At 70.5% G+C, this 25,319-nt stretch carries 19 protein-coding genes and 3 pseudogenes; 8 read left to right on the top strand and 14 right to left on the bottom strand.

What is annotated here, in order from left to right; all coding sequences use genetic code 11:
• Positions 1-23: 23 nt before the first annotated feature.
• From AB5J51_RS16150 to AB5J51_RS16175, 6 genes and pseudogenes are all read right to left on the bottom strand, one after another.
• Complete coding sequence (locus tag AB5J51_RS16150) at positions 24-2,447, bottom strand: galactose oxidase-like domain-containing protein (RefSeq protein WP_369777954.1); 2,424 nt, start codon at positions 2,445-2,447, stop codon at positions 24-26.
• Positions 2,448-2,485: 38 nt separating this feature from the next.
• On the bottom strand, positions 2,486-3,694 hold the full coding sequence (locus AB5J51_RS16155; protein WP_369777955.1) for a glycosyltransferase: 1,209 nt from the start codon (positions 3,692-3,694) through the stop codon (positions 2,486-2,488).
• Positions 3,695-3,700: 6 nt separating this feature from the next.
• Positions 3,701-5,278 (bottom strand): ArnT family glycosyltransferase, encoded by a 1,578-nt coding sequence (locus AB5J51_RS16160; protein WP_369780265.1) that lies wholly within the window; start codon positions 5,276-5,278, stop codon positions 3,701-3,703.
• 182 nt (positions 5,279-5,460) lie between these two features.
• Positions 5,461-6,786 carry a glycosyltransferase gene (locus tag AB5J51_RS16165; RefSeq protein ID WP_369777956.1) on the bottom strand — a complete coding sequence of 442 codons (1,326 nt, stop codon included), beginning with the start codon at positions 6,784-6,786 and terminating at the stop codon, positions 5,461-5,463.
• A gap of 237 nt (positions 6,787-7,023) precedes the next feature.
• Positions 7,024-9,078, bottom strand: a complete 2,055-nt coding sequence (locus AB5J51_RS16170; RefSeq protein ID WP_369777957.1) for a thioredoxin domain-containing protein — start codon at positions 9,076-9,078, stop codon at positions 7,024-7,026.
• Positions 9,079-9,426: 348 nt separating this feature from the next.
• Positions 9,427-9,582 (bottom strand): annotated as a pseudogene (locus tag AB5J51_RS16175) (IS5/IS1182 family transposase); the annotation flags it as partial.
• 464 nt (positions 9,583-10,046) lie between these two features.
• Between AB5J51_RS16175 and AB5J51_RS16180 the strand changes: the two are divergent.
• From AB5J51_RS16180 to AB5J51_RS16195, 4 genes and pseudogenes are all read left to right on the top strand, one after another.
• Entirely contained in the window at positions 10,047-10,514 is a 468-nt protein-coding gene (locus tag AB5J51_RS16180; RefSeq protein ID WP_369777958.1) for a hypothetical protein, read from the top strand.
• A 203-nt stretch (positions 10,515-10,717) separates the two neighbouring features.
• Complete coding sequence (locus tag AB5J51_RS16185) at positions 10,718-11,296, top strand: hypothetical protein (RefSeq protein ID WP_369777959.1); 579 nt, start codon at positions 10,718-10,720, stop codon at positions 11,294-11,296.
• 184 nt (positions 11,297-11,480) lie between these two features.
• Positions 11,481-12,058, top strand: a pseudogene (locus AB5J51_RS16190) (transposase family protein).
• Between the two features lie 244 nt (positions 12,059-12,302).
• Positions 12,303-13,493 carry an IS110 family transposase gene (locus AB5J51_RS16195; RefSeq protein WP_369780266.1) on the top strand — a complete coding sequence of 397 codons (1,191 nt, stop codon included), beginning with the start codon at positions 12,303-12,305 and terminating at the stop codon, positions 13,491-13,493.
• Between the two features lie 160 nt (positions 13,494-13,653).
• Here the strand turns inward: AB5J51_RS16195 and AB5J51_RS16200 are convergent, their stop codons facing one another.
• Both AB5J51_RS16200 and AB5J51_RS16205 read right to left on the bottom strand, forming a co-directional pair.
• Positions 13,654-14,274 (bottom strand): hypothetical protein, encoded by a 621-nt coding sequence (locus AB5J51_RS16200; protein WP_369777960.1) that lies wholly within the window; start codon positions 14,272-14,274, stop codon positions 13,654-13,656.
• A 51-nt stretch (positions 14,275-14,325) separates the two neighbouring features.
• Entirely contained in the window at positions 14,326-15,048 is a 723-nt protein-coding gene (locus AB5J51_RS16205) for a DUF4344 domain-containing metallopeptidase (protein WP_369777961.1), read from the bottom strand.
• 146 nt (positions 15,049-15,194) lie between these two features.
• On the opposite strand from AB5J51_RS16205, the gene AB5J51_RS16210 reads away from it, so the two are divergent.
• Complete coding sequence (locus AB5J51_RS16210) at positions 15,195-18,434, top strand: tetratricopeptide repeat protein (protein ID WP_369777962.1); 3,240 nt, start codon at positions 15,195-15,197, stop codon at positions 18,432-18,434.
• 109 nt (positions 18,435-18,543) lie between these two features.
• Here the strand turns inward: AB5J51_RS16210 and AB5J51_RS16215 are convergent, their stop codons facing one another.
• The 3 genes and pseudogenes from AB5J51_RS16215 to AB5J51_RS16225 form a co-directional block, all read right to left on the bottom strand.
• Complete coding sequence (locus AB5J51_RS16215; RefSeq protein WP_030290865.1) at positions 18,544-18,774, bottom strand: hypothetical protein; 231 nt, start codon at positions 18,772-18,774, stop codon at positions 18,544-18,546.
• 2 nt (positions 18,775-18,776) lie between these two features.
• Complete coding sequence (mca, locus tag AB5J51_RS16220) at positions 18,777-19,658, bottom strand: mycothiol conjugate amidase Mca (protein ID WP_053786292.1); 882 nt, start codon at positions 19,656-19,658, stop codon at positions 18,777-18,779.
• A 13-nt stretch (positions 19,659-19,671) separates the two neighbouring features.
• Positions 19,672-19,858, bottom strand: a pseudogene (locus AB5J51_RS16225) (hypothetical protein); the annotation flags it as partial.
• A gap of 124 nt (positions 19,859-19,982) precedes the next feature.
• Between AB5J51_RS16225 and AB5J51_RS16230 the strand changes: the two are divergent.
• Both AB5J51_RS16230 and greA read left to right on the top strand, forming a co-directional pair.
• Complete coding sequence (locus AB5J51_RS16230; RefSeq protein ID WP_369777963.1) at positions 19,983-20,408, top strand: DUF4307 domain-containing protein; 426 nt, start codon at positions 19,983-19,985, stop codon at positions 20,406-20,408.
• Between the two features lie 136 nt (positions 20,409-20,544).
• On the top strand, positions 20,545-21,042 hold the full coding sequence (greA, locus tag AB5J51_RS16235) for a transcription elongation factor GreA (protein ID WP_030155035.1): 498 nt from the start codon (positions 20,545-20,547) through the stop codon (positions 21,040-21,042).
• Between the two features lie 67 nt (positions 21,043-21,109).
• Here greA and AB5J51_RS16240 read toward each other — a convergent pair whose 3' ends face one another.
• The 3 genes from AB5J51_RS16240 to ilvA all read right to left on the bottom strand — a co-directional run bounded on the left by AB5J51_RS16240 (position 21,110) and on the right by ilvA (position 24,491).
• On the bottom strand, positions 21,110-21,967 hold the full coding sequence (locus tag AB5J51_RS16240) for an ABC transporter permease (RefSeq protein ID WP_053786294.1): 858 nt from the start codon (positions 21,965-21,967) through the stop codon (positions 21,110-21,112).
• Positions 21,964-23,043, bottom strand: a complete 1,080-nt coding sequence (locus AB5J51_RS16245) for an ATP-binding cassette domain-containing protein (RefSeq protein ID WP_369777964.1) — start codon at positions 23,041-23,043, stop codon at positions 21,964-21,966. The genes AB5J51_RS16240 and AB5J51_RS16245 overlap by 4 nt, the downstream gene beginning before the upstream one ends.
• 212 nt (positions 23,044-23,255) lie before the next feature.
• Entirely contained in the window at positions 23,256-24,491 is a 1,236-nt protein-coding gene (gene ilvA, locus AB5J51_RS16250) for a threonine ammonia-lyase (protein ID WP_053786296.1), read from the bottom strand.
• A gap of 290 nt (positions 24,492-24,781) precedes the next feature.
• Between ilvA and AB5J51_RS16255 the strand changes: the two genes are divergently transcribed.
• Entirely contained in the window at positions 24,782-25,303 is a 522-nt protein-coding gene (locus AB5J51_RS16255) for a MarR family winged helix-turn-helix transcriptional regulator (RefSeq protein ID WP_053786297.1), read from the top strand.
• Positions 25,304-25,319: the final 16 nt, after the last annotated feature.

Below are 25,319 nucleotides of genomic sequence, written 5' to 3' on the forward strand. Positions count from 1 at the left end.
TTGTGCCGGGGCGGCCAGACGGCCTACGTGCAGGCGTAGCCGTCGCCGTCCGGGTCCAGGCGCAGCGGGTCGCTGCCGTTGACCTTCATGCGCCGGGGGTACTGGTGGGAGGCCAGCCAGTCGCAGCGGGCCTTCGTCGTCGGCTTCACCTCCGCCGGGAAGTTCGTCGGGACGCACTGGCTGACCGTGCCGTAGTGCCGGTCGCAGCCGGCGACGCTCGGCGCGACGGGCACCGAGTCCCGCTTGCCGGGGTTCTGCCTGGGGGCCGCCTGTGGCGCGTCCGCGAAGTCGTGGACGTGCGGCGACGGGGCCTCCGCCGTGGCCGCGAGCGCCGACGGACCGCCCAGGTGCACCCAGGTCGCCACCGACGGGATGCCGTTCGCGTCGACCCCGAAGAGCATGTACCAGCCCGGCGGGGCCAGGTTCGGGTTGCTGGTGACGTTCAGGTCGATGGTGGTGTTGTTGACCACCGACATCGGCAGGTCCACGAACCGCTGGTTCGGGTCCGAGGAGTGCGTGACCGCCGCCGGACGGATCAGCTCCGCCTTGGCGATCGGCCGGTCGACGGTGATCCGCTGCGTGTCCCCGTACACCCACTGCGTGTCGATCACCGAGGTGAGCTTCGGGCGCGCGCCCTTGAACAGGTACGGCGGCGTGTAGATCGACACGTTGTTGTTGTACGTGCCGTTGCCCGGGTTGTCGCCGACCGTCATGACCCGCCCGTCGGGCAGCAGGAAGGCGCCCGAGTGGTACGTCCGCGGGATCGGGTCGGCCGGCAGTCCGGCCTTGTAGGTGTTGGTCGCCGGGTCGAAGAACGAGGCCTCGTACACCGGGTCGGCCCGGTCGTGCAGCCCGCCGCCGGTCTCCAGGACCTTGCCGTCCGGCAGCAGCACCGCCGACACGTACATCTTGCCCTCGGCCCCGGTCTGCGCCCGCTTGACCCCGCCCACGTCGACGAGGCCCTGCGGCAGATCAGGACCGGCGGTGTACGCGGGGCTCGGCGCCTTCAGGTCGATCAGCTCGGTGAGCCGGTTGGCCGCCGGGTTCGACTCGTTGTTGCCGCCGCCGATCGTCAGGACCCGCTGGTCCTGCGCGGGCGGGAGCAGGACGCTCGCCGACTCGTCGCGCTCGTCCTTCTTGCGCAGCCCGGGCACGTCCGTGATCGTGTTGGCGTTGTAGTCGTAGATCGACGCGCCGCTGCCCTGCGTGCCGCTGCCGAAGGTGTGGCTGCCCGAGTAGAAGAGCCGCCCGTCCTGCATCAGGATCATCGACGGGTACAGGCCCCAGTACGACCAGGTCTGGTTGACCTCGTTCATCGGGAGCCACTTGTTCTGCGCCGCCGAGAACTTCTCCGCGGTCACGTTGCCCGTCGAGTCCTCCTTCAGGCCGCCGAAGGAGATCACGTCGCCGTTGCCGAGGATCGTCGCCGACGGGTACCAGTGCCCGCCGTTCATGTCGTTGGTCCTCGTGTACGCCTCGGTCGCCGGGTCGAAGACGTAACTGTCCTTCAGCCCCTGGTAGCCGATCTTGCCGTCGGCGGACGGGTACCCCTTGTTGCCGCTCATCACGAGCACCCGGCCGTCCGACAGCTGCACGTGCCCCGCGCAGAACATGTCCACCGGCGTCGGGATCGTCTTGAAGGACCCGTTCGCCGGGTCGTACACGGCCGAGGTGAACGTGCCGGCGTTGAACTGGGCGATGTCGTTGCCCGAGCCCGCGATCAGCAGCACCTTGCCGTTCTTCAGGACGACGGCGTGCATCGAGCGCACCGGGTTCTTGGCCGGGATCACCTCCCACTTGCCCTTGGCGCACTGCTCGGCCGTACCCGTGCACCCCGGCTGCGGCGGGGCCGCGCCGACCTCCTCGAGCGCGTAGTCGTCGGTGGTGAGCGTGCCCACCCCGTAGACCGACAGTCCCCACGTGATCTTGTCGGTACCGGGCGGAACGGCGGGCGTACGGACCTCCGTACGCGCCCAGCCGGCGCTGACCGGCGGATTCTGCAGGTCGGTCCAGTACTGCCAGCCCGCGGTGGTGTCGTGGCGGAACACGGTCACCGACACGTCCGGGGTGTTCGACTTGTACCAGGCGGACAGGTCGTACTGCCTGCCCGGCACCACGGTCGGGGCGCAGGTGGCGTTCTCCGTGACCAGCGCCTTGCGGTCACCGCTGAGGCGGCGGGTCAGCGAGACCTTCATGGCCTTCGTGCCGCTGTGCGCGTCGGCGACGGTGGCGTAGCTGAAGTCGTTGTCACCCCAGCCGGACTTCTCCCAGCAGGAGGGCATGTCCTCGCCGGGGGCGCCGGCGGTCTCGAAACCGGAATTGGTGAGCAGATTGGGCGGTCCGGCCGTGGCCTGCTGCGGTGCGGTGAGCAGCAGACCCGCGGTCATCGCCCCGACGGCCAGCAGGGCGGCGCGCCGCCCGGCCTTCCGCCGGATGTTCGCTGGCATGGACAAGTTCCCTTCTGTTCTGTGCGGTTCGGTGCGGCTCAGCACCTGGTGGTGCGTGCGGTACGACGCGTACGTGCACGCGTACGCGCCTTGCGCGGCAGGTAGACGAGGGCCTCGGTGGCCGCGAACCGCAGGACGAACGTGGTGACCAGGGCGAGGGCGGTGGCGGACAGCACCTCCATGCCGAATCTGCCGACGAACAGCGCGATCAGCGGGATGCGCAGCAGCAGGTCGGCATTGGCCAGCACGGCGAAGCGGCCGATCCGGTCCGCCCAGTGGCGGTGGCGGCGCCGGTCACGGAAGAGCAGGGTCTCGATGAGGACGAAGTTCCAGAGCACCCCGGCCTGGTTGGCGGCGATCTCGGCCGGCAGGTAGTGCATCCCGGCATGCGTCAGCAGCCACAGCGCGAGGAGGTTCGGGACGAAGCCGGAAAGCCCGATCAGCCCGAAGCCGATCATGCGGGCCAACGGGGTCGCCGAGCGCAGCGCGGCCAGGTGGGCCAGGAACCGCATCCCCTCGCGGGCGCTCGACTTGGACTCGCCGCAGTAGCGGTCCTGGAAGACGAACGGCACCTCGGCGACCTTGGCGGGGCGGCAGCGCACCGCCAGTTCCAGCAGGATCTTGTAGCCGAGGGGTTTGAGGGCGTCCGCGGTGACGGCCGTGCGGCGCATGGCGAAGAAGCCGCTCATCGGATCGCTGATCCCGCGCAGGGCGCGGGGGAACAGCCCCTTGGTGAGCCAGGTGGCGCCGCGCGAGACGGCGACGCGGTAGTTCCCGGCGAGCCCGGCCCGGCTGCCTCCGGGGATGTAGCGGGAGGCGACCACGAGGTCGGCGCCGGTGCGTTCGCCCTCGCCGACGAGCTCGGGCACCAGGTGCGGCGGGTGCTGGAGGTCGGCGTCCATGACCACGATCCAGTCGGTGTCCGCCCGCTTCACGCCCTCGACGACGGCGCCGCCCAGGCCCCCGACCGCCCGCTCCCGGTGCAGGACGGACACCGGGAAGGGCAGGTCGAGGGCGGCCTTCTCGATGACGGCCGGGGTGTCGTCCGTGGAATCGTCCACGAACAGCACCTCGCAGGGCAGGTGGGCGGGGAGCGAGCCGGCGAGCCGGCTCAGCAACTCTCCGATGTTCCCCGCCTCGTTGAAGGTCGGGATGATGAGGGTGACGCTGCCCGCCGCCACCTCCTCCTCCGGAACAGGAAATTCCGTATTGCTGAGGGCATGCGGGGTCCACAGGTCCTCGCTCATGGCCGATCAGCTCCCGTCGACTCGGTCGGTCCTGCGGATCTCGATGCGGTCCTCGCCGGAGCCGAAGACGGCCACCGCGGTCGAATGCTCCAGCGCGGCCTTCACGGTGGGCAGGTCCACCGCGTCCCGGCGGACGGTGGGCGAGGAGACCACGTAGTCGATGTCCCGCCAGCCGCGCGGCAGCGTCTTGGTGACGGCCGGGTCCAGATCGGCCTTGTAGAACCAGATGGCGCCGGGCCCGGGCTCGAAACCGTGGTGGACGGCGTCCAGCCAGAGCGCGTCGTCGACCAGGACCCGGGTGCGCCCCGGGTCGGGCACCTCCCGGCCCAGCCAGGCGGCCGCCTGCCGGTACGGGGCGTTCGCGTCGGCCGTCAGCGCGGTGCGGTTGCCGTCGTACCAGCGCGGCAGCACGTACACCGCGGCGGTCGCGGCGAGTACGCCGACCAGCACCCGTCGCCCGTATGTCAAGGACCGGCGCTCCCGCGGCGTACGGCGGCGGCGCAGCACGGCGTGCGTGACGCTGGCCGCGCCCCCGGCGAGGACCAGCGCGAGGAACGGCAGCGCCTGGATCACGTACATCGCCGGCAGGTAGCCGGACGGCCGCAGGGCGACGGCCGCGAGGATGACGGCGGCCAGCGCCGGGCCGGCGAGCGCACGGGCGGTGACCGACCACCGGAGGGTGAGGATCAGGAGGAGCGCCCCGGCAAGTCCGCCGAGCGGCAGGACGGTGTCGTAGTACAGCCAGGACCGGAACACCCCGTTCGAACCGGAGCCGGGGGTGAGGATGAAGCCCGAGCCCGGGCGGCTCATCTGGTACGTGATGCCGTCGATCAGCGAGACGTGCCCGGCGCCGGGCAGCAGCTCGCTGTTGAGCAGCGCGTACAGCGGGTACGAGAGCCCGATGAGCGCGCAGGCCGTGATGGCCCCGGTGAGGGCGAACTTGCGGGTGTCGCGATGGCTGTGGCGCCACATCGTCATCAGCAGCGCCGGCAGCACCACCAGCATCGTCTCCTTGGTCAGGACGGCGGTGGCGGCCGCGAGTCCGGACCCGAAGTGGTGCCACAGGTGGCGGCTGGGGGACGCGGCCAGGCAGAAGGCCAGCAGCATCCACATGACGGCGAGGTTGTCGAGGAAGATCTCCCGCTGGAGCACGACGGAGAGCGGGGAGAGCCCGAACAGGGCCATCGCCAGTCCGGCCGCCCAGCGCGGCAGCCACAGCCGGCGCGCGAGGACGTAGATCAGCACGGAGCTGACGGCGGAGACGGCGACCATCGAGAAGCGCATCGGCGCGACGGTCATCCAGTCGGGCACGAAGAGGGAGGGCAGGTACGTCAGGCCGGCTATCTGTATCCAGCCCAGTGGCGGATGGTCGTACCAGTACGTGTAGTGCGCGAGGCCGTCTCCCTGCTGGACGGCCCACGCCTGGGCGAGGTACGTGCCCTCGTCGTCGCTCAGGGTCGGGAAGTGCGTGATGTTCCAGCCCTGGACGAGGACGATCGCGAGCAGGACCACCCCGCAGAGCAGCAGGTCGGGGCGCGAGGAACGGAAGCGGACGAGGGGGTGGGCCGGGGCGGGCGGCCGCACCCCGAGGCCGCCGCGGCTGCCGGGGCCGCCGGGGCTGCTGGGGCCGCCGGGGCTGCTGGGGCCGCGCTGGACGGGGACGCGGGGCTCGGCGACGGTCGTGGCGGCGGAGGCCGTGGCGGTGGTCGTGGCGGTGGTCGTCGCGGCGCCGGGCTGGGGATCAGTGGCCGTGGGCAGGGTGGCGGTCACTGGTGGCTGTCCTCTCGGATCGCGGTGGACGCGCCGGCGGCGGAGACCGCGGCGGTGGCGCTGATCGGAGCGAGGTGGGCGCCGGTGTGGCTGGTCAGCTCCCACTCGTTGCGGCCGCGCTGCTCGCGCCAGACCGCACGGATCGCGGCGCCCGCCAGCATCACCTGGTAGAACGGGCCGCCGACGATGAGCTTGAGGTAGTGCACGAAGCGGACGCGCAGGCCGTACTGCCGGCCGAAGTCGTGCAGGCCGACGATCTCGAACACGAACGTCACCAACGCCGTGATCATCGGCAGGAAGGTGATGATCGCGACGCCGACCGGCACGTCGAGGAAGACCGCGACGGCGAAGTTCACCGGGATGATCACCCCGGACGCGGCCTGCATGAACGGCGTCATCAGCGTGTAGCGGGCCAGCCAGCGCTGGCCGCGGCCGGGCAGTTGCTGCCAGTCCTTCTTCCGGTAGACCTGGAGGAAGCCCTGGTTCCAGCGGGTGCGCTGCTTCAGCAGGCTCATCAGCGAGCCGGGCGTCTCCTCGCGGGTGACCATGTCGGAGTCGTACGCGACGACCACCTTCTTGCCGACCGAGGAGAGCCGTACGCCCAGGTCGCAGTCCTCGGCCAGGCAGTTCTGGTCCCAGCCGCCGGCCTCGCGGAGCACCTCGGTGCGGACGAAGACGGTGTTGCCGCCGAGCGGGATGAACCCCTTCTCGGCGTGCAGGTGCAGCCGGGAGCGGAACCAGAAGAAGTACTCCAGGCAGTTGCGCAGGCTGTACCAGCTCGAGTGGAAGTTGATGAGCTGGACCCCGCCCTGGACCACGTCGGCCGCGGTGGAGCGGAACGCGTGGTCGACGTGGGCGAGCAGTTCCGGGTGGACCTGGTCCTCGGCGTCGAAGACCCCGACGATGTCGCCCCGGCAGTGCGGGAGGGCGGTGTTGAGCGCCTTCGGCTTGTTCTTCGTCTCGTGGTGGTCGACGACGACCCGTACGCGCTCGGGCGCCTTGGCGGCGGCTGCCTCGGCGACGGCGGCCGTCTCCGGGTCGTCGTGCCCGACGATGACGATGATCTCGTAGTCGGTGTGGCTCGATTCCAGCAGCCGCTCGATCGTGTGCTGCAGGACCGCCTGCTCGTGCCGGGCCGGCAGGAGGAGAGAGAAGGCCAGCCGGCCCTCGCCGTCGGGCCGGTCGAACCGGGTGGAGGCGAGCGTCTCGGGCGTGCGCCAGGCATGCATCTGCCACCACAGCGTGAACGCGGCCATCCAGAAGAGTGCAAACGAAATCACGGATATGACAACAGAGGTGTACAAAACGTCCCCCACAGACATGCCGCGACACCAGGCGGCGATCGGCAAACCCCCCAGGGGATCAAGGCGGGCCCCCCGGCCCGCCTGCCCCTGCTTCCCCCTCGGACGCACCCCCCAGTGCGCTGTTCCGGCGACTCCCCAGCGACTCCCGAAGACATGAGACTAGGCAGCAAAAATGAAACTCAGGCGCTGCACAGTTAAAAACTACGTTTCCGAACGTGCCCGCAGGTAACCGGAATTGACGGCACTCCGGCCGATTCAGGGATGAACCGCGCCCAACTGCTCCGCAAGCTCGACCGGGTCTGTCGTAGGCCGCGCGCAGACGAAATGTCGACACACATACGCCGTGGGAAGGTCGTGCACGAGTGTGCGCTCGGCCAGGAGGGGGAACTCGCCCCCGCTGCCGTCCGCCGCCCGCGGCAGACCGACCGCCACGACAGCCCCGGGAGCCGTCCCCAGCAACGCCGTCCGGTGCAGTCCGGCCAGCGCCGGATCCTCCGGATGCCCCACCACCGCCACCTCGCGCGGACCGTCGAGCAACGCCTCGGCCACCGCGAGCCCGTGCCCGATGTAGCGCGGCACGCGCGGACCCAGCGCGTGCACCACCCCGAGCGCCCGCTCGGCCGCCGTGCGGTGTGCCTGCGAGCCGGTGTGCGCCGCGTACGAGAGGAGCGCGCCGGCCGCGGCCGTCCAGCCGGACGGGGCCGCGGTGTCGGTCGGGTCCTGGGGCCGGCGGATGAGCTGCTCGGCGTCGTGCGCGGTGTCGTAGAGGGAGCCGTCCTCGGCCGTGAACCGGTCCAGGACCAGGTCGACGAGGAACCCGGCGAACTCCAGCCAGACCCCCTCGCCGGTCACGGCCGCCAGCGCGAGGAAGCCCTCGGCGACGTCCCCGTAGTCCTCCAGCACCCCGGCGTTGGCGCCGACGCGCCCGCCCTTGCTGGTCCGGGCCAGCCGCGCCCGGCCGTCCATGTGCACCCGGACGAGGAGGTCCGCGGCCTCGGTCGCCCGCTCCACCAGGTCCGGCCGGTCGAAGTACGCCCCGCACTCGGCGAGCGCCGCGATCGCCAGGCCGTTCCAGGCGGCCACGACCTTGTCGTCCCGCCCGGGCGCGGGCCGCCCGGCGCGCGCCGCCAGCAGCCGCTCCCTGATCCCGGCGATCACGCCGGCGTCCACGACGGGCCCGTCCTGCGGCAGCTGGAGCACCGACGCGCCGTGCTCGAAGGTGCCCTCCTGCGTGACCCCGAAGTACGCGGTGGCCAGGGCCCCGTCGTCCTCGCCGAGCACCTCGGCCAACTGGGCGGGCGTCCAGGCGTAGTACGCACCCTCCGCATGCTTGCCGGTCAGCGGATCCTCGCTGTCCGCGTCGAGCGCGGAGGCGAAGCCGCCCTCGGCGGTGCGCAGCTCGCGCACCATGAAGTCGGCGGTCTCGAGCGCGACGCGCCGGGCGAGGTCGGAGCCGGTGGCCCGCCAAAGATGCGCGTACACCCGGCACAACAGCGCATTGTCGTACAGCATCTTCTCGAAATGGGGCACGACCCACTCCCGGTCGACGGAGTACCGGGCGAACCCGCCCCCCAACTGGTCGTAGATCCCGCCGCGGGCCATGGCCTCGCAGGTGTCGGCGGCCATCTGCAGCGCCCCCTCGCCCCCGGTGCGCACGTGATGGCGCAGCAGGAACTCCAGGACCATGGACGGCGGGAACTTCGGCGCCCCGCCGAAGCCGCCACGGACGGCGTCGTACTCGCGGGTCAGCCCGAGCAGCGCCTGCGCCAGCTCCTCGGCGCCGGGGGCGCCGGCCTTGCCGTAGTCCAACTGCCGCCCGGCGAGGTCCCGCACGATCCGCTGCGCGACCTCGGTCACCTCCTCGGGCCGCCCGACCCACGCGGTCCGCACGCCCTCGAGCACCTGCATGAAGGAGGGCATCCCGTGCCGGGGCTCGGGCGGGAAGTAGGTCCCGAAGTAGAAGGGCTCGGCGTCGGGGGTGAGGAACACGGTCATGGGCCACCCACCCTGCCCGGTGGCCGCCTGCACGGCCTCCATGTAGACGGCATCGACGTCGGGCCGCTCCTCGCGGTCCACCTTGATGTTGACGAAGTGCTCGTTCATGTAGGCGGCGGCCAGCTCGTCCTCGAAGGACTCGTGCGCCATGACATGGCACCAGTGGCAGCTGCTGTACCCGACGCTGAGCATCACGGGGACCCCCCGCTCCCGCGCCTCCGCGAAGGCCTCCGGCGACCAGGGCCACCAGTCGACGGGATTGTCTGCGTGCTGGAGCAGATACGGCGAGGTCTCGTTCGCGAGGCGGTTCGACATGGGGCCATCCTCGCGCACCCGGCCTCCGCCCCGCCCATGCGCCACAGGGGCAGCGCACGGGTCGGAGAAGGCCCGACTCAGTGCGCGACGGCCTCATGCGGGACTCAGAGCCGATCAACCCCTTGACGGGGTCTTTCTCCAGGGTTCAAACAGGGTCTCGCCCAGTAACCGCAGGGGTCGGCCGTCCAAAATTGGAGCCGCGCCCAGGGCGTGTTCCTCGAGCTGGGACCGGGGTCGCCGGCGGCCACGCGCGGGAACTTCCGATCCACCCTCCCCCTCCAGGGGGTTGCACAAGCGCATGGGGCCGTCACTCGATCGGCCCACAGTGAGCCTTTTTGGGCGTAGGGGGCCGTTGCGGAGGTGGGCAAGGGCGAGCAGGGCCTGCCGGCCGGCACTCAGGCGCCGCCATCGGGTGCCGAGCAGCCGGCGGTGTTCTCTCAGGCAAGTGGTGAGGAAGCGCAGGACAGAGCTGGAGAGGTCCACTCCGGAGGGGTAGACAAGCACACGAAGCCCTTGGTGGAGACGGTTCTTCCTGGTCGAAAACCCATCTACCAGGGGCTTCGCTACGTTGTCAGCCCAACCACCGCATCCTGCAGACAGGTTGGAAAAGGCTCAAGAACCTCGACAATCCTCATTCTTGCTGGTCAGGGGCACTTTTCGCTTACCTGACCACCTGTCGGACAGCCTGCTTCATGAAAGCGTGACGTTAAGCAGGTGCACACAGATCAAGCCATCTGCTGCAGTGCCTACCGGCGAGACTTGGGGAATCGGTTCGCTGCAAACGGGGGGAAATGGTACAGCTTGCACTGGATCGAGTCGACAAACCAGCCAAAGTGCTCTGCAGCGATGCTTAATGAGATTGACTGCCGTTATTCCCTGATTGAGGATGCTCCTGGAACTCCCACACGGGGATCCTAGGAGGGGGATGTAGCATGAGGAATTTCGGAAGAGCGATAACTTTCGGCTTCGTGAGCGTGGTACTCGCAGTTCTTGGCATTTCCACCCCAGCAGCCGCAGGTGGTGCTCAGGTTGGCACCGCTACGGGCGACGCCGGCCTTGACGCGACCGCCGGTCTCAAGGTCGGGCAGCCCGTCATCCACAAGCGCGGTGACGGAGTGAAACCGCCCGCAGAGCTGGGAAACCCCTCTGAATGGGGTGTGGTAAAGATCCAAGTCAATGCGTCGACGAACTCTTTTCAGCCGCTGGCAAATACCTGCCAAAACGTCACTCGCGGCACCTGGTGCTACGGATGGGACAAGGTCGATCCTGGAAAGAAGTGCTACTCAAACTACATGGCAAGTGTGGAACATAAATCCACAGTGCGTGTAAAGAACGTGGACTACTCCAGCGGCTGGGTGGGTGCAGGTGGAACCTCCTATGCGTATGCATATTCGGGCCTGCAGTACACGTGCTACAGCTACTACTCCAACACCTAGTTCCCGCGGCGCGGGTTCAAGCCGTCCCAACTGGGGCAGCCAGTGTTCGACTCGGGGCCTGCACGAGGAATCGTGTGGGCCCAGAGTTGTGCCGTCCCTGCATATTTTCCGAATGGATAGGAGAGAGGGATATCAAAGATCTTTCGCTCGCTCGCGCTGTATCCCTGGCGTTGCCGCTAGGGGCTGGCCTGCTACTTGGGCTGGTGGGTCCTTTTGCTGAAAAGTGGGGTAGCCCCGTTGGTGTGGTTGTGGGTGTTATCTTCTCCAGTGGGTGGTCGTGGGCCTGTTTTGCATTTCTGGTGGGATATTTTCGGCAATCAAAAATCGAATCAACCATACTGGCCTCTTTCGGGTTGGCTATCGGTGTAGTCGCTTACTACATTTCGAAAGATTGGGGTTCTATCGGTCAGGACGGAATGGCGACCGGCGTCTCAAGCGGAGGAACGTCCTCTAAGATCGAAGCGTGGGCATTTTTCGCGTTTGCATTCGGGGCACCTCTTGGGTTCTTGGGTAACGTCGCACGAGTGCCAGGTGTTGGCGGCCTCTTCTTTCGGCTGCTCATCCCCCTCGTGGCCTATTATGAGATGTCTATGCGCTTGACTGACGAGGCACGGGGGCTGGATTCGATTATCGTCAATCTCTGGACGGTGATTCGCGTCATTGCGGTTGTGGCTGCGCTTGCCATGGTGGGTCACACAATCTGGACCTTTTGGCGCGATCGGCGTAGTCGTTATTCGAGATCTGAAGAGCGCGATTGCCGAAAAGCTCGTGAGGTGAGCTGATCGGCGAGTAGAAGTCATTGCCCCCGCCAGCCACCAGCTCGCCCCCCTCCGACTAAGGGCTTGCGAGGAATCAAGGAGCCTTTTCCAACCTCTGGGGTGGCTTGGGTAGTTGGGGTGACAGACGAGTAAAGCCCCTGGTAGATGGGTTTTCGACCAAGAGAACCGTCTCTACCAGAGGCTTGGCATGCTTGTTTGCCCGTCGGGCGTCGAGGTGTCGAGTTCTGCCCCGCGCTTCTTGTCCGCCGAGCTGGCCGGCACCGCCGGGAGCTCGGTACCCGTTGGCGGCGCCTGAGCGCGGGCCGGCAAGGCCACCGTCGCTCATCTGCGCAACGGCTACACCTATGCTCAACTCGCCGCCGGGTTCGGCATCGGGACCACCACCGCCTACCGGTACATCAACGAGGCCGTCGCGCTTCTGGCCGCCCTCGCCCCCACCCTCGCGGAAGCCATCCGGACATCCGGGCGGCCCGCGAACACGGCATACTCGGCGCTCTCGGCGAGGCCGACATCACCTGCTGGGCGGACGAGGGACACCAGGGTGCCACAGGCGCCGTCCAGGTTCCCTACCGCGGCCGATGGGAGACGCTCTCCAGAGGCCAGCTGGCCGTCAACCGGTCCCACGCGAAGATCTGGGCCCTCGTTGAGCAAGCCGTCGCCACCCTCAAATCCTGGCGGCTCCTCCGCAGGCTCCGATGCTCCACCACCCGCATCACGCGTCTCGTCCAGGCCGCCCTCACCCTGCACCTGGCCAGCTCAGAGTGAGGTGGGAAAAGGCTCCCTACGTTGTCCTGCGGGATGTGGTGAGCCCTTCGTATGGTTGACCCGCCCAGGGGTGCCGGGTGTGGTTCAAAAGGCTCTGCCCCAGATGGCTTGCACTGATTGGCCGCCCGGCGCCCCACGACGACTCGGCTGCCAATGAGGAATTGCGAATGATCGCTCCGTAGGGAATCGACAGCGAGGTCGTCCGTCGGGAGGCACCCAGCACACCCCACCGCACGGAGGCATGATGGCCGCGATCTGGGCCGGCATCGACGCAGGCAAGACCCACCACCACTGCGTCGCGATCGACGAGAGCGGCCGCCGGCTGCTGTCGCGGCGCGTCGCCAACGACGAGCCCGAACTCCTCGAACTCATCACCGACGTCCTGGCCCTGGGCGACGAGGTGACCTGGGGCATCGACCTGGCCGACGGCGGAGCCGCCCTGGCCATCACGCTCCTCCTCCACCACGGCCAGCCACTGCGCTACATCTCCGGCCGGGCCATCCACCGCGCTTCCGAGAGCTACCGCGGTGAAGGCAAGACCGACGCCAAGGACGCCGCTGTCATCGCCGACCAGGTCCGCATCCGCCGCGACCTGCACCCCTTACGCGCCGGCGACGACATCGTCACCGACCTCAAGATCCTCACCGGGCGCCGCATGGATCTCGTCGCCGACCGCACCCGCACCGTCAACCGGCTCCGGGCCCAGTTGACCGGCATCTTCCCTGGCCTGGAACGGGTCTTGGACCTCACGAACAAGGGCCCACTGACCCTGCTGACGGGCTACCAGACCCCTGCGACCATCCGTCGGCTCGGCACGAAACGCCTCGAGACCTGGCTACGAAACCGCAAGGTTCTCCGCGCCGACCAGCTCGCCACAACCGCGGTCGAAGCGGCCGAACGCCAGCACACCGGCCTGCCCGGCGAGGAGCTGACCGCGCAGATGGTGCACACCCTGGCGCAGGAAGTGATGGCCCTGAACCAGCAGGTCGCCGAGCTCGACAAGCTCATCGAGGCCCGATTTCGCGACCACCACCACTTCGAAGTGATCACCAGCATGCCCGGCCTTGGCATCGTCCTCGGGGCTGAGTTCCTGGCCGCCACCGGCGGTGACATGACCGTCTTCGGAACACCGGACCGCCTCGCCGGCTTCGGCGGCGTCGCACCCGTCCCGCGCGACTCCGGCAAGATCAGCGGAAACCTACGGCGGCCGCAGCGCTACAACCGACGGCTCCAGCGCGTCCTCTACACTTCCGCGCTCTTCAGCATCCGACGGTCTGAGGAATCCCACCGGTTCTACGAACGCAAACGCGCCGAAGGCAAGCGTCACACTCAAGCCGTCCTCGCCCTCGCCCGCCGCCGCGTCAACGTCCTCTGGGCTCTCCTCCGCGATGGACGATGCTACGAACTCACACCACCGACAGCCCTCGCCGCTTGACAGACCACATTAGGAATCAGTGGCAGCGTGCCGAGCCGGGGCAGCGCGTGAGAGCGGCGGAAAGCGCGAGCGGTGACGAAGTGACCCTGAATCCGGGCTACCTCTTTCCTCGCGCACCCGACGGGACGGCGGCGGGAGCGGGAGGCGGCGTGGCCGGAGGTCAGGTGCGGGTGCACATGTGGATCGACATGGTGCCGGAGGGGTCCATGTGGCGGATGCGGAGTTCGGTGCCGTTGTACGCGATCTCCAGGCGGCCGAACACGTCCTGGGCGCCCATCGGGTACCAGGGCAGCTGGAGTGCGAGGGAGTCCTCCTTGACGGTGTCGGGGACCTTCTCGGCGACGGAGGTGGCGATGTCGGGGTCCGTGAGGTGCTGTGGGCCGGAGAGGACCTGGAGGTCCAGGCGGCCGCGATGCAGGAACCAGCGGCCGGTCCAGGTGCCGGCGATGCCGGACCAGACGATGGTCCAGGTGCCGTCGGGGCGGACGGCGGCCCGGCCGGTGTCCTTGCGGTTCTCGCCGGGCAGGGTCGAGCGGATCTCCCAGGAACCCTTGACGAACTCGGCGAAGGCCCGGCCCACCACTCCGGAGGCCGCCGCGGCGGTGGGTGCCGGAGGGGAGGGCGATGGAGAGGGGGAAGCCGCTGCGGGGGGCGGGGCGGTGGGCTTGTCCTTGCCCGTGCAGGCGGACAGCAGCGCCGCGCCCGCGCCGAGCGCGAGGTAGCGCAGGGCGGTGCGGCGGCCGACGAAGCGGGCCGCCGCGCGTATCTCTCGTACCGTCACCAGGTCCCCGGGGTCGTTCAGTTGGATCTTGCACGAGTCTACGGCCGCGCCTCACCTGAGCAGCGGCGCCAGGTCGTGGGTCCAGGCGTCGCGGGCCTGGGGCCAGGTGGGGGTGCAGCCGCGGGTGCGGTCGGCCAGGTCGGCGTGGCGCTCGGGGGCCGCACCGTGGAGCAGGCAGAGGTGGGCGGCGGCCCGGGCGGCGGGCGGTGCGTGCTCGTCGCGGCCGTCGTCGGGGTCCGGGGGCGTACGGGCGTAGGCCTCGGCGGCGGTGCGGAGCGCCCGTTCGCCGTCCGGGCCCTCGCGGATCAGCATGAGCGCGGCGAAGCTGTCGGCGGCATCCTCCTCGGCGCGGTCCCCGCCGTACGGCAGGTCGAGCACGTCGACGAGGGCGTGGCCGGCTTCGTGGTAGAGCGTCTCGGTCATCACGTCGGCCACTTCCTCGTCCGTCGTGACGAGCTCCCGCTCCTGCGTCAGGTCGTCGTAGCAGAGCTCGATCCGCCGGGTTTCGGGGTCGTAGCCGGAACCCTCCCCGGCGCAGGAGCGGGCGAGGACCGTGACCTGGTACGGGAGGTCGAGGTAGGCGTTGAGGGCGTCGGCCGCGCGCTCCGGCAGTCGCCGCGCGCGCAGGAAGCGGGCGTGGGCGGCGTCGGCCGCCGCCGGTTCCTCGTACCGGGGTGCGAATCCGCGTGGCGCGGGCCCGGGCGGTGCGCCGCAGCCGGCCAGGGCGAGGAGTACGGACACGCACGGTACGAGGGTCTTCCACCGTCGGCTCATCGGCCCAGCCTAGAACGTACATATATGCACGCGAGCGACCGAACTTGGACCAACTCCCTCTGATCTAGCTCAAGTTCCCTCGCGCTTGCGGCTGTCCCGGCGGACACTTGGGGCACGTTGCCGGAGCTCTCTTGAGGGGGATGCCGATGCGGGACAGCCATCGCGGTGAGGCCGAGCGGCTGTTGGAGCGGGCCGTGGACGAGGAGGCCCAGCGGGCTGCCGGGACAGGGCAACCGGTCGACAGGGGGGCACTGCTGGCACGCGGCCTGGAGGCGCTGGACGCCCTCGCGGCGAGCGCCGCGGAGGAGTACGAGGCGTACGTCCGGGCCCTGGACGAGGCGGCGGCCGGGGACGAGTCCCTCGGCGAGGCCTTCCGGCGCGGGAACAGCTCGACGGCCCTGCTCGTGACGGCGGTTGCGGCGGCCGCCGCCGTCGGGGCCGACCTCTCGCTCGGCGTGGCGGCGGGCACGGCCCTGACCGCCGGGGCCGTCACCGGCATCGCCGGGGCGGCGGCCACCGTCGCCAAGGTGACGGCCCTGCACCTACCCGCCGCGAACCGCCGGGCCGGGGTGCGCGGCCGCCCCGGCGGACCGGAGCAGCTGAGGCTGCAGTGGCTGACGGCGCTGGAGGTGCGCGGGATCCGCCCGTTCCTGGAGCAGCAGCGCGCGGTGGCCGCCGCAGCGCGGGTGCCCCGGCAGCCCTCCCGGAGCACGGCTCCCCAGCTGCGCGGGACCGACCGCAGCGCGGAGGCCCGGCGGCGCAGCGTGCTGGAGCAGTCCTTCGGCCACCTCCCGCAGTCCGGGGCCCTGTTCACGGGCCGACGGGCGGAGCTGACGCGGATCGCGCAGTGGGTGCAGGCGGCCCGGGCCAGCACGGAGACCCGCCCGGTGGTCGTGGTGCTGCACGGCGAGCCGGGCGTGGGCCGCACGGCCCTGGCGCTGCGGGCCGCGGACGCGCTGAGGGACCAGTTCCGCGGCGCCTGCGTGGTGGACCTGCGGGGCGGCTCGCTCAGCGGGGAGGCGCCGCTGTCGACCCGGGAGGCGCTGCTGCACCTGCTGAACCGGCTGGGCGCCCCGCGCGAGCAGCTGCTGTTCCGCGAGGGGTCCTCGGCGGAGCAGCAGGTACGGCGCCTGGGCGAGCTGTACCACCAGCACCTCCAGGGGCTGCCGGTGACGGTGCTCCTGGACGACGCGGTGGATGCGGCGCAGGTGCGGATGCTGGTGCCGGAGCGGTCGGAGAGCCTGGTGCTGGTGACGGCGCGGGAGCCGCTGGAGCTGCCGGACCTGGCGGCGTGGGTGCACCAGCTGCCGGTGGAGCGGCTGGCGGAGCCGGAGGGCGCGGAGCTGGTGCGCGCCGGGGCGCAGGCGGCCGGCGGGGCCCCGTACGAGGAGGAGGCAGCGCGGGGGCTGCTCGCGCTCGGCGGCGGGCTCCCGCTTGCCCTGCGCGTCCTGGCCCCGCTGGGGGCCGCACCGGGAGAAGGCCCGGACGGCCCCGGTGACGCCGATGCGCTGGAGCGCGCCCTCGGCCTGGCGTACGCGGGCCTGCCCGAGGAACGGCGCCGGCTGCTGCGGCGGCTCACGCTGGCCGGGCGGGCCTCGCTCGGCCCGTCGGCCGCGGCGGCGCTGATCGACGCGGACCAGGCGGCGGCCGGGCTGCTGCTGCGCGAGCTGGCGCAGGCGGGCCTGCTGGACCCCGTGCGCGGGGAGCGGTTCCGGATGCACGACGCGGTGCGCTCGTTCGCGGCGGCGCGGCTCGCGGCCGACGAGGACCGGGCCGAGGCCTCGGCGGCGCACGGGCGGCTGATCCGCAACTACGCACAGCTCGCGGACTCGGTGATCCGGATGGTCGACGGGAAGATGTCGACCCGGGCGAACCACTTCGGCGGGCACGGCTTCGCCTCGCTGGACGCGGCGCTGCGCTGGCTGGACGACGAGTCGAGCTTCATCACGGCCGCGCTGCGGCACTCGGAGGACGTGGACCAGCAGGCGGTGCTGGACCTGCTGGGCGCGCTGTGCGACTTCTGCCTGCTGCGCGGGGACCTGTACCGGCTCGGCGAGATCAACGAGCTGACGCAGGCGGTGGAGGCCGCCCGGCAGGGCGAGCCCGGCCAGGGGCGGATGGTCCGCTCGGTGCAGTGGCGCACGGGTATCGCGGCGCGCCAGCTCGGCGAGCTGGACAAGGCCCGCACCACGCTGACCTCGGTGGTCGACCAGTACATCGAGGCGCAGCAGGACGCGGGCGCGGGCATGGCGCTGATCTCGCTCGGCATCACGCTGCACCACCAGGGGCAGCTGCCGGAGGCCGCGGCCCGCATCCGCGAGGCGCTGGTGCTGCAGGAACCGGACAAGCTGGCCGGCGACCGGGCGTGGGGGCTGCACGCGCTGGCGGCGGTGGAGCGGGACCGGGCCCACCTGGCGGAGGCGATGCAGCTGCTGGAGCAGTCGCTGGCCCTGCACCGGGAGAGCGAGAGCGTGCACGGTGAGGCGTGGGCGCATTTCCAGCTGGGGCAGGTGTACCTGCGGCTCGGCGACGTTCCGCGGGCGGAGGCCGAGCTGAAGCCGGCCCTCGAGCTGTACGGGCGTACGCGCGACGAGCGCGGTCAGGCCTGGGCGCTGACCCAGCTGGGCCGGGCCCGGGTGGTGGACGGGGATCCGGGGCCGGCGGTGGAGCGGCTGCGCGAGGCACTGGCCCGGCACCGGGAGCAGGAGGACGCGCGCGGGGAGGCGTGGACGCTGTACTACCTCGGGCAGGCGCTGGAGGAGGGCGGCGAGCGCGACCAGGCGGTGCGGGAGCTGGAGCGGGCCCGGACGATGTTCTCGCGGATGCGGGACGTGTACGGGCTGGCCCACGCCCGGCACCATTCGGGCCGGGTGACGCGCGACCAGCGGGCGGCGCAGACGGGGAACCTGAAGAACTCCGGTTTCGCGCGGCAGCTGCTGGTGGACGCGCGGGCGGATTTCCGGCGGATCGGGCTGGCGCACGGGGAGGCGTGGACCTGCCTGGAGCTGGCGGTGGTGGACGCGGGCAACGGCCGGGCGTCGCAGGCGCTGGGGCTGTGCGAGGAGGCGGCCCGGCTGTTCATCTCCTACGGCGACCGGCGCGGGGAGGACTGGGCCCGGTTCCTGCGCTGCACGCTGCTGCCGTACGCGCTCCCGGGCGCGGGCGTGGAGGAGGCCCGGGCGGAGCTGGCCCGGCTGGCCGCGTCGCCGCATCCGATGCGGGACGGGCGCCTGGAGGACAGCCTGGACACCTACGCGGTGGTGCTGGGGCGGGGCGTCGACCCGGCGGAGGGCTGGCAGGCGTGGCGGCTCGCGCTGGTCCCGAACCTGCACTCGCGAGAGATCATGGGCGTCCCGATGCCTCCGACCCCGCCGGCGGCCGTATGACCGCCTGAGCCGTACGGCCCGACCGCAGGCCCGACCGCAGGGCACGCGCAGTCGCCGCCCCTCCCGCCCGGCGGGAGGGGCGGCGGCGCATCGTCCGGGGGACGGCTCCCTACGGAGCCCGGTCCGCGGCGGGGGCTGCGGCCGCCGCGCCCGCCTCCGGGGCTTCCTGGAAGTCGACCTTGCCCATGTGGCGGCTCATCGACTTCATCAGGCCCCACACCGCGAGGGCGAGGGCCGCGAACACGATGAAGCCCAGGACTCCGGGGGTCACCTTGTTCTTGTCGAAGGTGTCACCCGCCAGCGGAAGGAGCTCGGTCAGTGCTGCCTGCGTAGCGTTCATGGCTACGCATTCTCCCGGATGCCCGCGAAGAGGTCGGACTCGGGGAGGGAAGTGTCGACGAGCGACTTCGCGAGCTCGTACTCCTCCGTGGGCCAGACCTCCTTCTGGATCTCCATCGGCACGCGGAACCAGCCGCCGTCCGGGTCGATCTGCGTGGCGTGCGCGATGAGCGCCTTGTCGCGGATCTCGAAGAACTCGGCGCACGGCACGTGCGTCGTCAGCGTCCGCTCGGTGCGCTCGAACTCCTTCCAGCGCTCCAGCCACTCCCCGTACGGGGACTCCATGCCGCGCGAGAGCAGCGCCTCGTGCAGGGCGATGGTGCGCGGCTTGTTGAAGCCCTGGTTGTAGTAGAGCTTCTGCGGCTGGTAAGCGGGGCCGAACTCGGCCTCCGGGTACTTCTCGGTGTCCGCCGCGCCCTCGAAGGCCACCATCGAGATCTTGTGGGTCATGATGTGGTCGGGGTGCGGGTAGCCGCCGTTCTCGTCGTACGTGGTGATGACCTGCGGCCGGAACTCGCGGATCTTCTTCACGAGGCGGCCGGCCGCCTCGTCCACGTCCTCCAGGGCGAAGCAGCCGTCGGGCAGCGGGGGCAGCGGGTCGCCCTCCGGCAGGCCGGAGTCGATGTAGCCCAGCCACTCCTGGTCGATGCCGAGGATCTGGCGCGCCTCGTCCATCTCCTTGGCGCGGACCTCGTGGATGTTCTTCTCGATGTACTCGTCACCCTGGAGCTTGGGGTTGAGGATCGAGCCGCGCTCGCCCCCCGTGCAGGTCACCACGAGCACGGGAACCCCCTCGGACACGTACTTGGCCATGGTGGCCGCGCCCTTGCTCGACTCGTCGTCGGGGTGGGCATGGACGGCCATCAGTCGAAGCTGTTCGGTCAAGACAGGATCCTCTTTAAGTCGTCAGGGCGGCGGCGTCGCCTTTTATATTGACTCCTCCCCTCAGCAAACAAATTGCGCGGGGGATTCCTGGCTCACGCTGCCCGATCGTCCTGCGGAGGATCAGGTCTTCTGCGATCGGCACCAGCCGGGGTGAGACCAGCCCGGAGGAGCATCACACGCGCGGAGTTCTTGTCCCTGGGGAGCCGGATTGTCGCCGGAACGAGGCAGGAGCCCCCACCCCTGACCGACGGCCGTGACATCCTCCGGTTACGGTGTCCGAACCGGGCGAGCGGAACATGCCCGGAACCGAGAGAGGAACGATCGATGAGTGCGGTGCGCGAGGGGCTGCCCAAGGGTCGTTACGGGCGGTCGGCGGATGAGCGTGCGGACCGGAAGCTCAAGATCGTCGGGTCGGTGCTGGGCGTCGGGCTGCTGGCGCTGGTGGGCTGGATCGGCTGGGACTACGTCGCCGGTCAGAGCGTCAGTGCCGAAGTGATCAAGTTCCAGGTGGTCTCGGACACCGAGGTGAAGGTGCACCTGGAGGTGCGCAAGGACGCCTCGGTCACCGGAGTGTGCACGCTGAGCTCCCAGAACGAGGAGCACGCGGAGGTCGGCCGCGCCGACTTCACCTTCGCGCAGAAGGGCACGCGCGTGGACGAGATGCTCTCCCTCAAGACCACCGGCCGCGCGACGATGATCGAACTGGTGGGCTGCCAGGCAGCGACGGGCACCACGCCCACGGCAGACTGAGCTCTTTCCTGCTCACGGGCCCAATGACACACTTCATACACATGGTGTCCTCCCCCTTTTCTTCCCGAATTGTTAGGCTCGTGGTTTCGCCCGCCGCTGGCGGCTATGTAGTCCCCTGTACCGACGAGGAGCACCCGTGACCCAGACGAGCGAGAGCGTCACCTGGCTGACCCAGGCGGCGTACGACCAGCTGAAGGCCGAGCTGGACTACCTCTCTGGTCCCGCACGCACGGAGATCGCCACCAAGATCGCAGCCGCCCGCGAGGAGGGCGACCTGCGTGAGAACGGCGGTTACCACGCGGCCAAGGAGGAGCAGGGCAAGCAGGAGCTCCGCGTCCGCCAGCTGACGCAGCTCCTCGAGAACGCCAAGGTCGGCACCGCACCCGCCTCCGACGGCGAGGTCGCGCCCGGCACGGTCGTCACCATCGCCTTCGACGGCGACGAGGACGACACCATGTCCTTCCTGCTCGCCTCGCGCGAGTACGCGTCCTCGGACTTCGAGACCTACTCCCCGCAGTCCCCCCTGGGCACCGGCGTGATGGGCAAGAAGATCGGTGAGGACGCCGAGTACGAGCTGCCGAACGGCAAGAAGGCCACCGTCAAGATCCTCGACGTCAAGCCCTTCACCGGCTGATCACCCCACGACATCGGGAAGCCCCCGCCGGAGCGATCCGGCGGGGGCTTCCCCGTTCCTGTGCGCCTTACGCGGTCGCCGAGCGGTACTTGCGGACCGAGAGGGTCCGGAACACCGCGATGATCAGTACGGACCACAGGACCGACGCGAGCTCCGGGTGCTGCATCGGCCAGGCCGCCGGGGCCTCGTACCCCGGCGGGAAGTTGCCGAACAGCCCGCGGGCCGCCTGGACGGTCGCGCTGAAGGGGTTCCACTCGGCGATGGTCCGCAGGAACGTCGGCATGTTGTCGGAGGGGACGAAGGCGTTCGAGATGAACGTCAGCGGGAAGAGCCAGATCAGCCCGCCCGAGGTGGCCGCCTCCGGGGTGCGCACCGACAGGCCGATCAGCGCGCCGATCCAGGAGAACGCGTACCCGAGCAGGAGCAGCAGGGCGAAGCCGGCCAGCACCTCGCCGGCGCTCGTGTGGGTGCGCCAGCCGACGAGCAGGGCGACCACGGCCAGGACGACCAGCGTGAGGGTGGTCTGGACGAGGTCGGCGAGCGTGCGGCCGGTCAGGACCGCCCCGCGGGCCATGGGCAGCGAGCGGAACCGGTCGATCAGGCCCTTGTGCATGTCGTCCGCGATGCCCGCGCCCGCGCCGGCCGTGGCGAAGGTGACGGTCTGGGCGAAGATGCCGGCCATCAGGAACTCGCGGTAGGCGGCGGGCGAGGTGTTGCCGTCGACGCTGATCGAGCCGCCGAAGACGTAGCTGAACAGCACGACGAACATGACCGGCTGAATGACCCCGAAAATTATCATTTCGGGAATCCTGGACATGCGGATCAAATTCCGCTTTGCGATGACCAGGGAGTCGTTGACGCCCTGGACGATGCCGCCGCGCGGGCGCGGTGCCGCGAGCTGCGGGGTCGGGGAGGTGGTGGTCACTTGGCCACCTCCTTCGATACGGATGCCGAGGTCGGTTCCGGTTCCGGTCCCGGCGCCGAGGCCGGCACCGATGCCTTGTGGCCGCGGCGGCCCTTGGCGTCCGGCGGGGCTCCCCCGCCGTTCTCCTCGTCGGCCAGGGCGGCCGTGTGGCCGGTGAGGGAGATGAACACGTCGTCGAGGGTGGGCCGGCGCAGGCCGATGTCGTCGATCTCGATGCTGCGGGCGTCCAGCTCGCGGATGACCTCGGCGAGCAGCTTGGCGCCGCCGGTGACGGGGACGGTCAGCTTGCGGGTGTGCTCCTCGACGGTGGTCTCGCCCTTGCCGAAGCCGGCGAGCACCGTGCGGGCGTCGGGGATGTGGTCGCGCTCGTGGACGACGACCTCGACGCGTTCGCCGCCGGTCCGGGCCTTGAGCTGGTCGGAGGTGCCGCGGGCGATGACCTTGCCGTGGTCGACCACGCAGATGTCGTGCGCGAGGTGGTCGGCCTCCTCCAGGTACTGGGTGGTGAGCAGCAGGGTGGTGCCGCCGGCCACGAGCTCCTGGATGACGTCCCAGAGCTGCTGGCGGTTGCGCGGGTCGAGGCCGGTGGTCGGCTCGTCCATGAACATGACGGGCGGGCGGACGACGAGTGCGGCCGCGAGGTCCAGGCGCCGGCGCATGCCTCCGGAGTACGTCTTCGCGGTGCGGTCGGCGGCGTCGGCGAGGTTGAAGCGCTCCAGCAGTTCGCCGGCCCGGGCCTTCGCCGCCTTGCCGCTCATCTGGTAGAGCTGGCCGACCATCTGGAGGTTCTCGCGGCCGGTCAGGTACTCGTCGACGGCGGCGAACTGGCCGGACAGGCCGATGGCGCGGCGGACTTCGTTGGGGTGCTTGAGGACGTCGATCCCGGCGACGACGGCCTTGCCGCTGTCGGGCTTGAGGAGGGTGGTCAGGACGCGCACGGCCGTGGTCTTGCCGGCGCCGTTGGGGCCGAGCAGGCCCAGCACGGTGCCTTCGGGGACATCGAGGTCCACGCCGTCCAGTGCCCTTACCTCGCCGAAGGTCTTGACCAGGCCTTCGGCATAGATGGCGCCTGGCATTTGGGTTCTCCCAGTGTGCATCGGGCCAGCAGAATCGTTACATTCCCACGCAATCCTAGGGGCGCCGGGGCGTCCTCGCCCGGCCGTTCGAGTGACATACGCTAACGCGTTATATCGCGTAGAGCCATGGGGCTGCGCGCCGTTTCGCGGGGACCGGTCGGCTCGGTTCGGCTCGGTTCGGTTCGACTCGGCTGGGTTCGACCCGGCTCGGCTCAGCCCAGGACCGTGTACCCGGCCGCGTGCAGCGAGCGCGCGACCTCCTTGCAGTGCTCCGGGCCCTTCGTCTCCAGGTGCAGCTCCACCTCCACCTCGGTGAGCCCCAGGCGCGGGTCGGTCCGTACGTGGCTCACGTCCAGCACGTTCGCATCCACCACTGACAACACCCCCAGGAGCCCGGCCAGCGCCCCCGGCCGGTCGGCCACGCGCAGCCGCAGCGAGAGGTAGCGGCCCGCCGCCGCCATGCCGTGCCGCAGGATCCGCTGGAGCAGCAGCGGGTCGATGTTCCCCCCGGACAGGACGGCGACCACCGCGCCGCCCCCGCCGTACAGCTCGGGCCGGCTCAGCAGGGCGGCCACCGGGCTGCACCCGGCGGGCTCGACGACGAGCTTGGCGCGCTCCAGGCAGAGCAGCAGGGCGCTGGAGAGGGCGTCCTCGGAGACCGTGCGGACACCGTCGAGGAGGTCGCCGATGATGTTGAAGGGAATGTCGCCGGGGCGGCCGACCTTGATGCCGTCCGCCATCGTGACCGGGTTGTCGATCGAGACCGGGTGCCCGACCCGCAGCGAGGGCGGGTAGGCGGCGGCGCCCTCCGCCTGGACGCCGATCACCTTGACGTCCGGCCGCAGCGCCTTCACCGCGACCGCGATGCCCGCCGCGAGGCCGCCGCCGCCGATGCCGACGAGGATCGTCCGCACCTCGGGGCACTGCTCGAGGATCTCCAGGCCGACCGTGCCCTGGCCCGCGATGATGTCGCGGTGGTCGAAGGGGTGGATGAACACCGCCCCGGTGCGGTCCGCGTACTCCTGGGCCGCCGCCAGGGTCTCGTCGACGACCTGCCCGGACATCCGCACGTCGGCGCCGTACTCCTGCGTGGCCGCCACCTTCGGCAGCGGCGCCCCGACCGGCATGAACACCGTGGAGCGGACGCCGAGCAGGGAGGAGGCCAGGGCCACGCCCTGCGCGTGGTTGCCGGCGCTGGCCGCGACGACGCCTGCGGCCCGCTGCTCGGGGCGCAGGCCCGAGATGCGCACGTACGCACCGCGCAGTTTGAAGGAGCCGGTCCGCTGGAGGTTCTCGCACTTGAAGTGGACCGGGGAGCCGGTGAGGGCGCTCAGGTGCCTGCTGTTCTCCATCGGCGTGACCCGGGCAACGCCCGAGAGCATCTTCTGGGCCCCCCGGACGTCGTCGAGGATGACCTGCGGGACGGGCACGGGCACGCGGTAGTTCATGCCGCCAGTCTCGCAGCCCGCGCGGATCACGGCGCCCGGCCCACAGCCCGGCCGACGGCCCACGGCAGCCCGCCGGACGGCCCCGCCCACCGCCCGGCCGCCCGGCCGCGAGCCCGCCAACAACCGGGCAGGGAAAGCCCACAGAGGGCGAAATCCGGCCATCCGGGACGACCCCGGGGCCTTGGCCCCCACCGCCCGTACCAGTTCTCGTACGAGACGTACGAGCCGCCCCACGGCCGCGTACTCTGTCCCCCATCCTTGTCGGCCCCACGTGAAGAGAGCTCACGGCCATGCCTTCCACCCCGGCCAATTCCGACCTGCCCACGGCGGCCGAGGCGTCCGCCGAAGCCGGTCTCCTCGACGCGCTCCAGCACCAGGTGGCCGTCTTCGCCCGCCGCGCCGAGCAGACCCGCCTGGGCGGGGTCGGCCAGGCCCGCAACTCGATGGACCGCGCCGCGTACCTGCTGCTGAACCGGCTCGACCTGGAAGGGCCGATGGGCGTCAAGGCGCTCGCCGGCGGCATGGGCATCGACTCCTCCACCGTGACCCGCCAGGTCGCGCCGCTCGTCGACAGCGGTCTGGTCAAGCGCACCTCGCACCCGGAGGACGGGCGCGCCGTGGTCCTCGCGCTCTCCCCGCGCGGCCTCGCCCGGCTCGAGGAGGTCCGCTCCTCGCGGCGCGAGCTGATGGCCCGGGTGACCGAGGACTGGAGCGAGGACGAGCGCGAGTCCTTCACCGGGCTGCTGACCCGTTTCAACGGCTCGCTGTCGGAGCTGATGGGCGCCGTCTCGGAGGCCGGCCCCGCTTCCTGAGGACGGGCGGGAGCCG

This window comes from Streptomyces sp. R33 (genome assembly GCF_041200175.1).
Lineage (GTDB): Bacteria > Actinomycetota > Actinomycetes > Streptomycetales > Streptomycetaceae > Streptomyces > Streptomyces katrae_B.

Excerpts from the sequence above, each read along its gene's own strand:
- AB5J51_RS16170 (WP_369777957.1), bottom strand. The coding sequence starts at position 9,078 with ATGTCGAACCGCCTCGCGAACGAGACCTCGCCGTATCTGCTCCAGCAC.
- AB5J51_RS16215 (WP_030290865.1), bottom strand. The coding sequence starts at position 18,774 with ATGAACGCTACGCAGGCAGCACTGACCGAGCTCCTTCCGCTGGCGGGT.
- AB5J51_RS16230 (WP_369777963.1), top strand. The coding sequence starts at position 19,983 with ATGAGTGCGGTGCGCGAGGGGCTGCCCAAGGGTCGTTACGGGCGGTCG.
- AB5J51_RS16195 (WP_369780266.1), top strand. The coding sequence starts at position 12,303 with ATGGCCGCGATCTGGGCCGGCATCGACGCAGGCAAGACCCACCACCAC.
- AB5J51_RS16245 (WP_369777964.1), bottom strand. The coding sequence starts at position 23,043 with ATGCCAGGCGCCATCTATGCCGAAGGCCTGGTCAAGACCTTCGGCGAG.
- ilvA (WP_053786296.1), bottom strand. The coding sequence starts at position 24,491 with ATGAACTACCGCGTGCCCGTGCCCGTCCCGCAGGTCATCCTCGACGAC.
- AB5J51_RS16255 (WP_053786297.1), top strand. The coding sequence starts at position 24,782 with ATGCCTTCCACCCCGGCCAATTCCGACCTGCCCACGGCGGCCGAGGCG.
- AB5J51_RS16155 (WP_369777955.1), bottom strand. The coding sequence starts at position 3,694 with ATGAGCGAGGACCTGTGGACCCCGCATGCCCTCAGCAATACGGAATTT.
- AB5J51_RS16210 (WP_369777962.1), top strand. The coding sequence starts at position 15,195 with ATGCGGGACAGCCATCGCGGTGAGGCCGAGCGGCTGTTGGAGCGGGCC.
- AB5J51_RS16150 (WP_369777954.1), bottom strand. The coding sequence starts at position 2,447 with ATGCCAGCGAACATCCGGCGGAAGGCCGGGCGGCGCGCCGCCCTGCTG.
- AB5J51_RS16205 (WP_369777961.1), bottom strand. The coding sequence starts at position 15,048 with ATGAGCCGACGGTGGAAGACCCTCGTACCGTGCGTGTCCGTACTCCTC.
- AB5J51_RS16165 (WP_369777956.1), bottom strand. The coding sequence starts at position 6,786 with ATGTCTGTGGGGGACGTTTTGTACACCTCTGTTGTCATATCCGTGATT.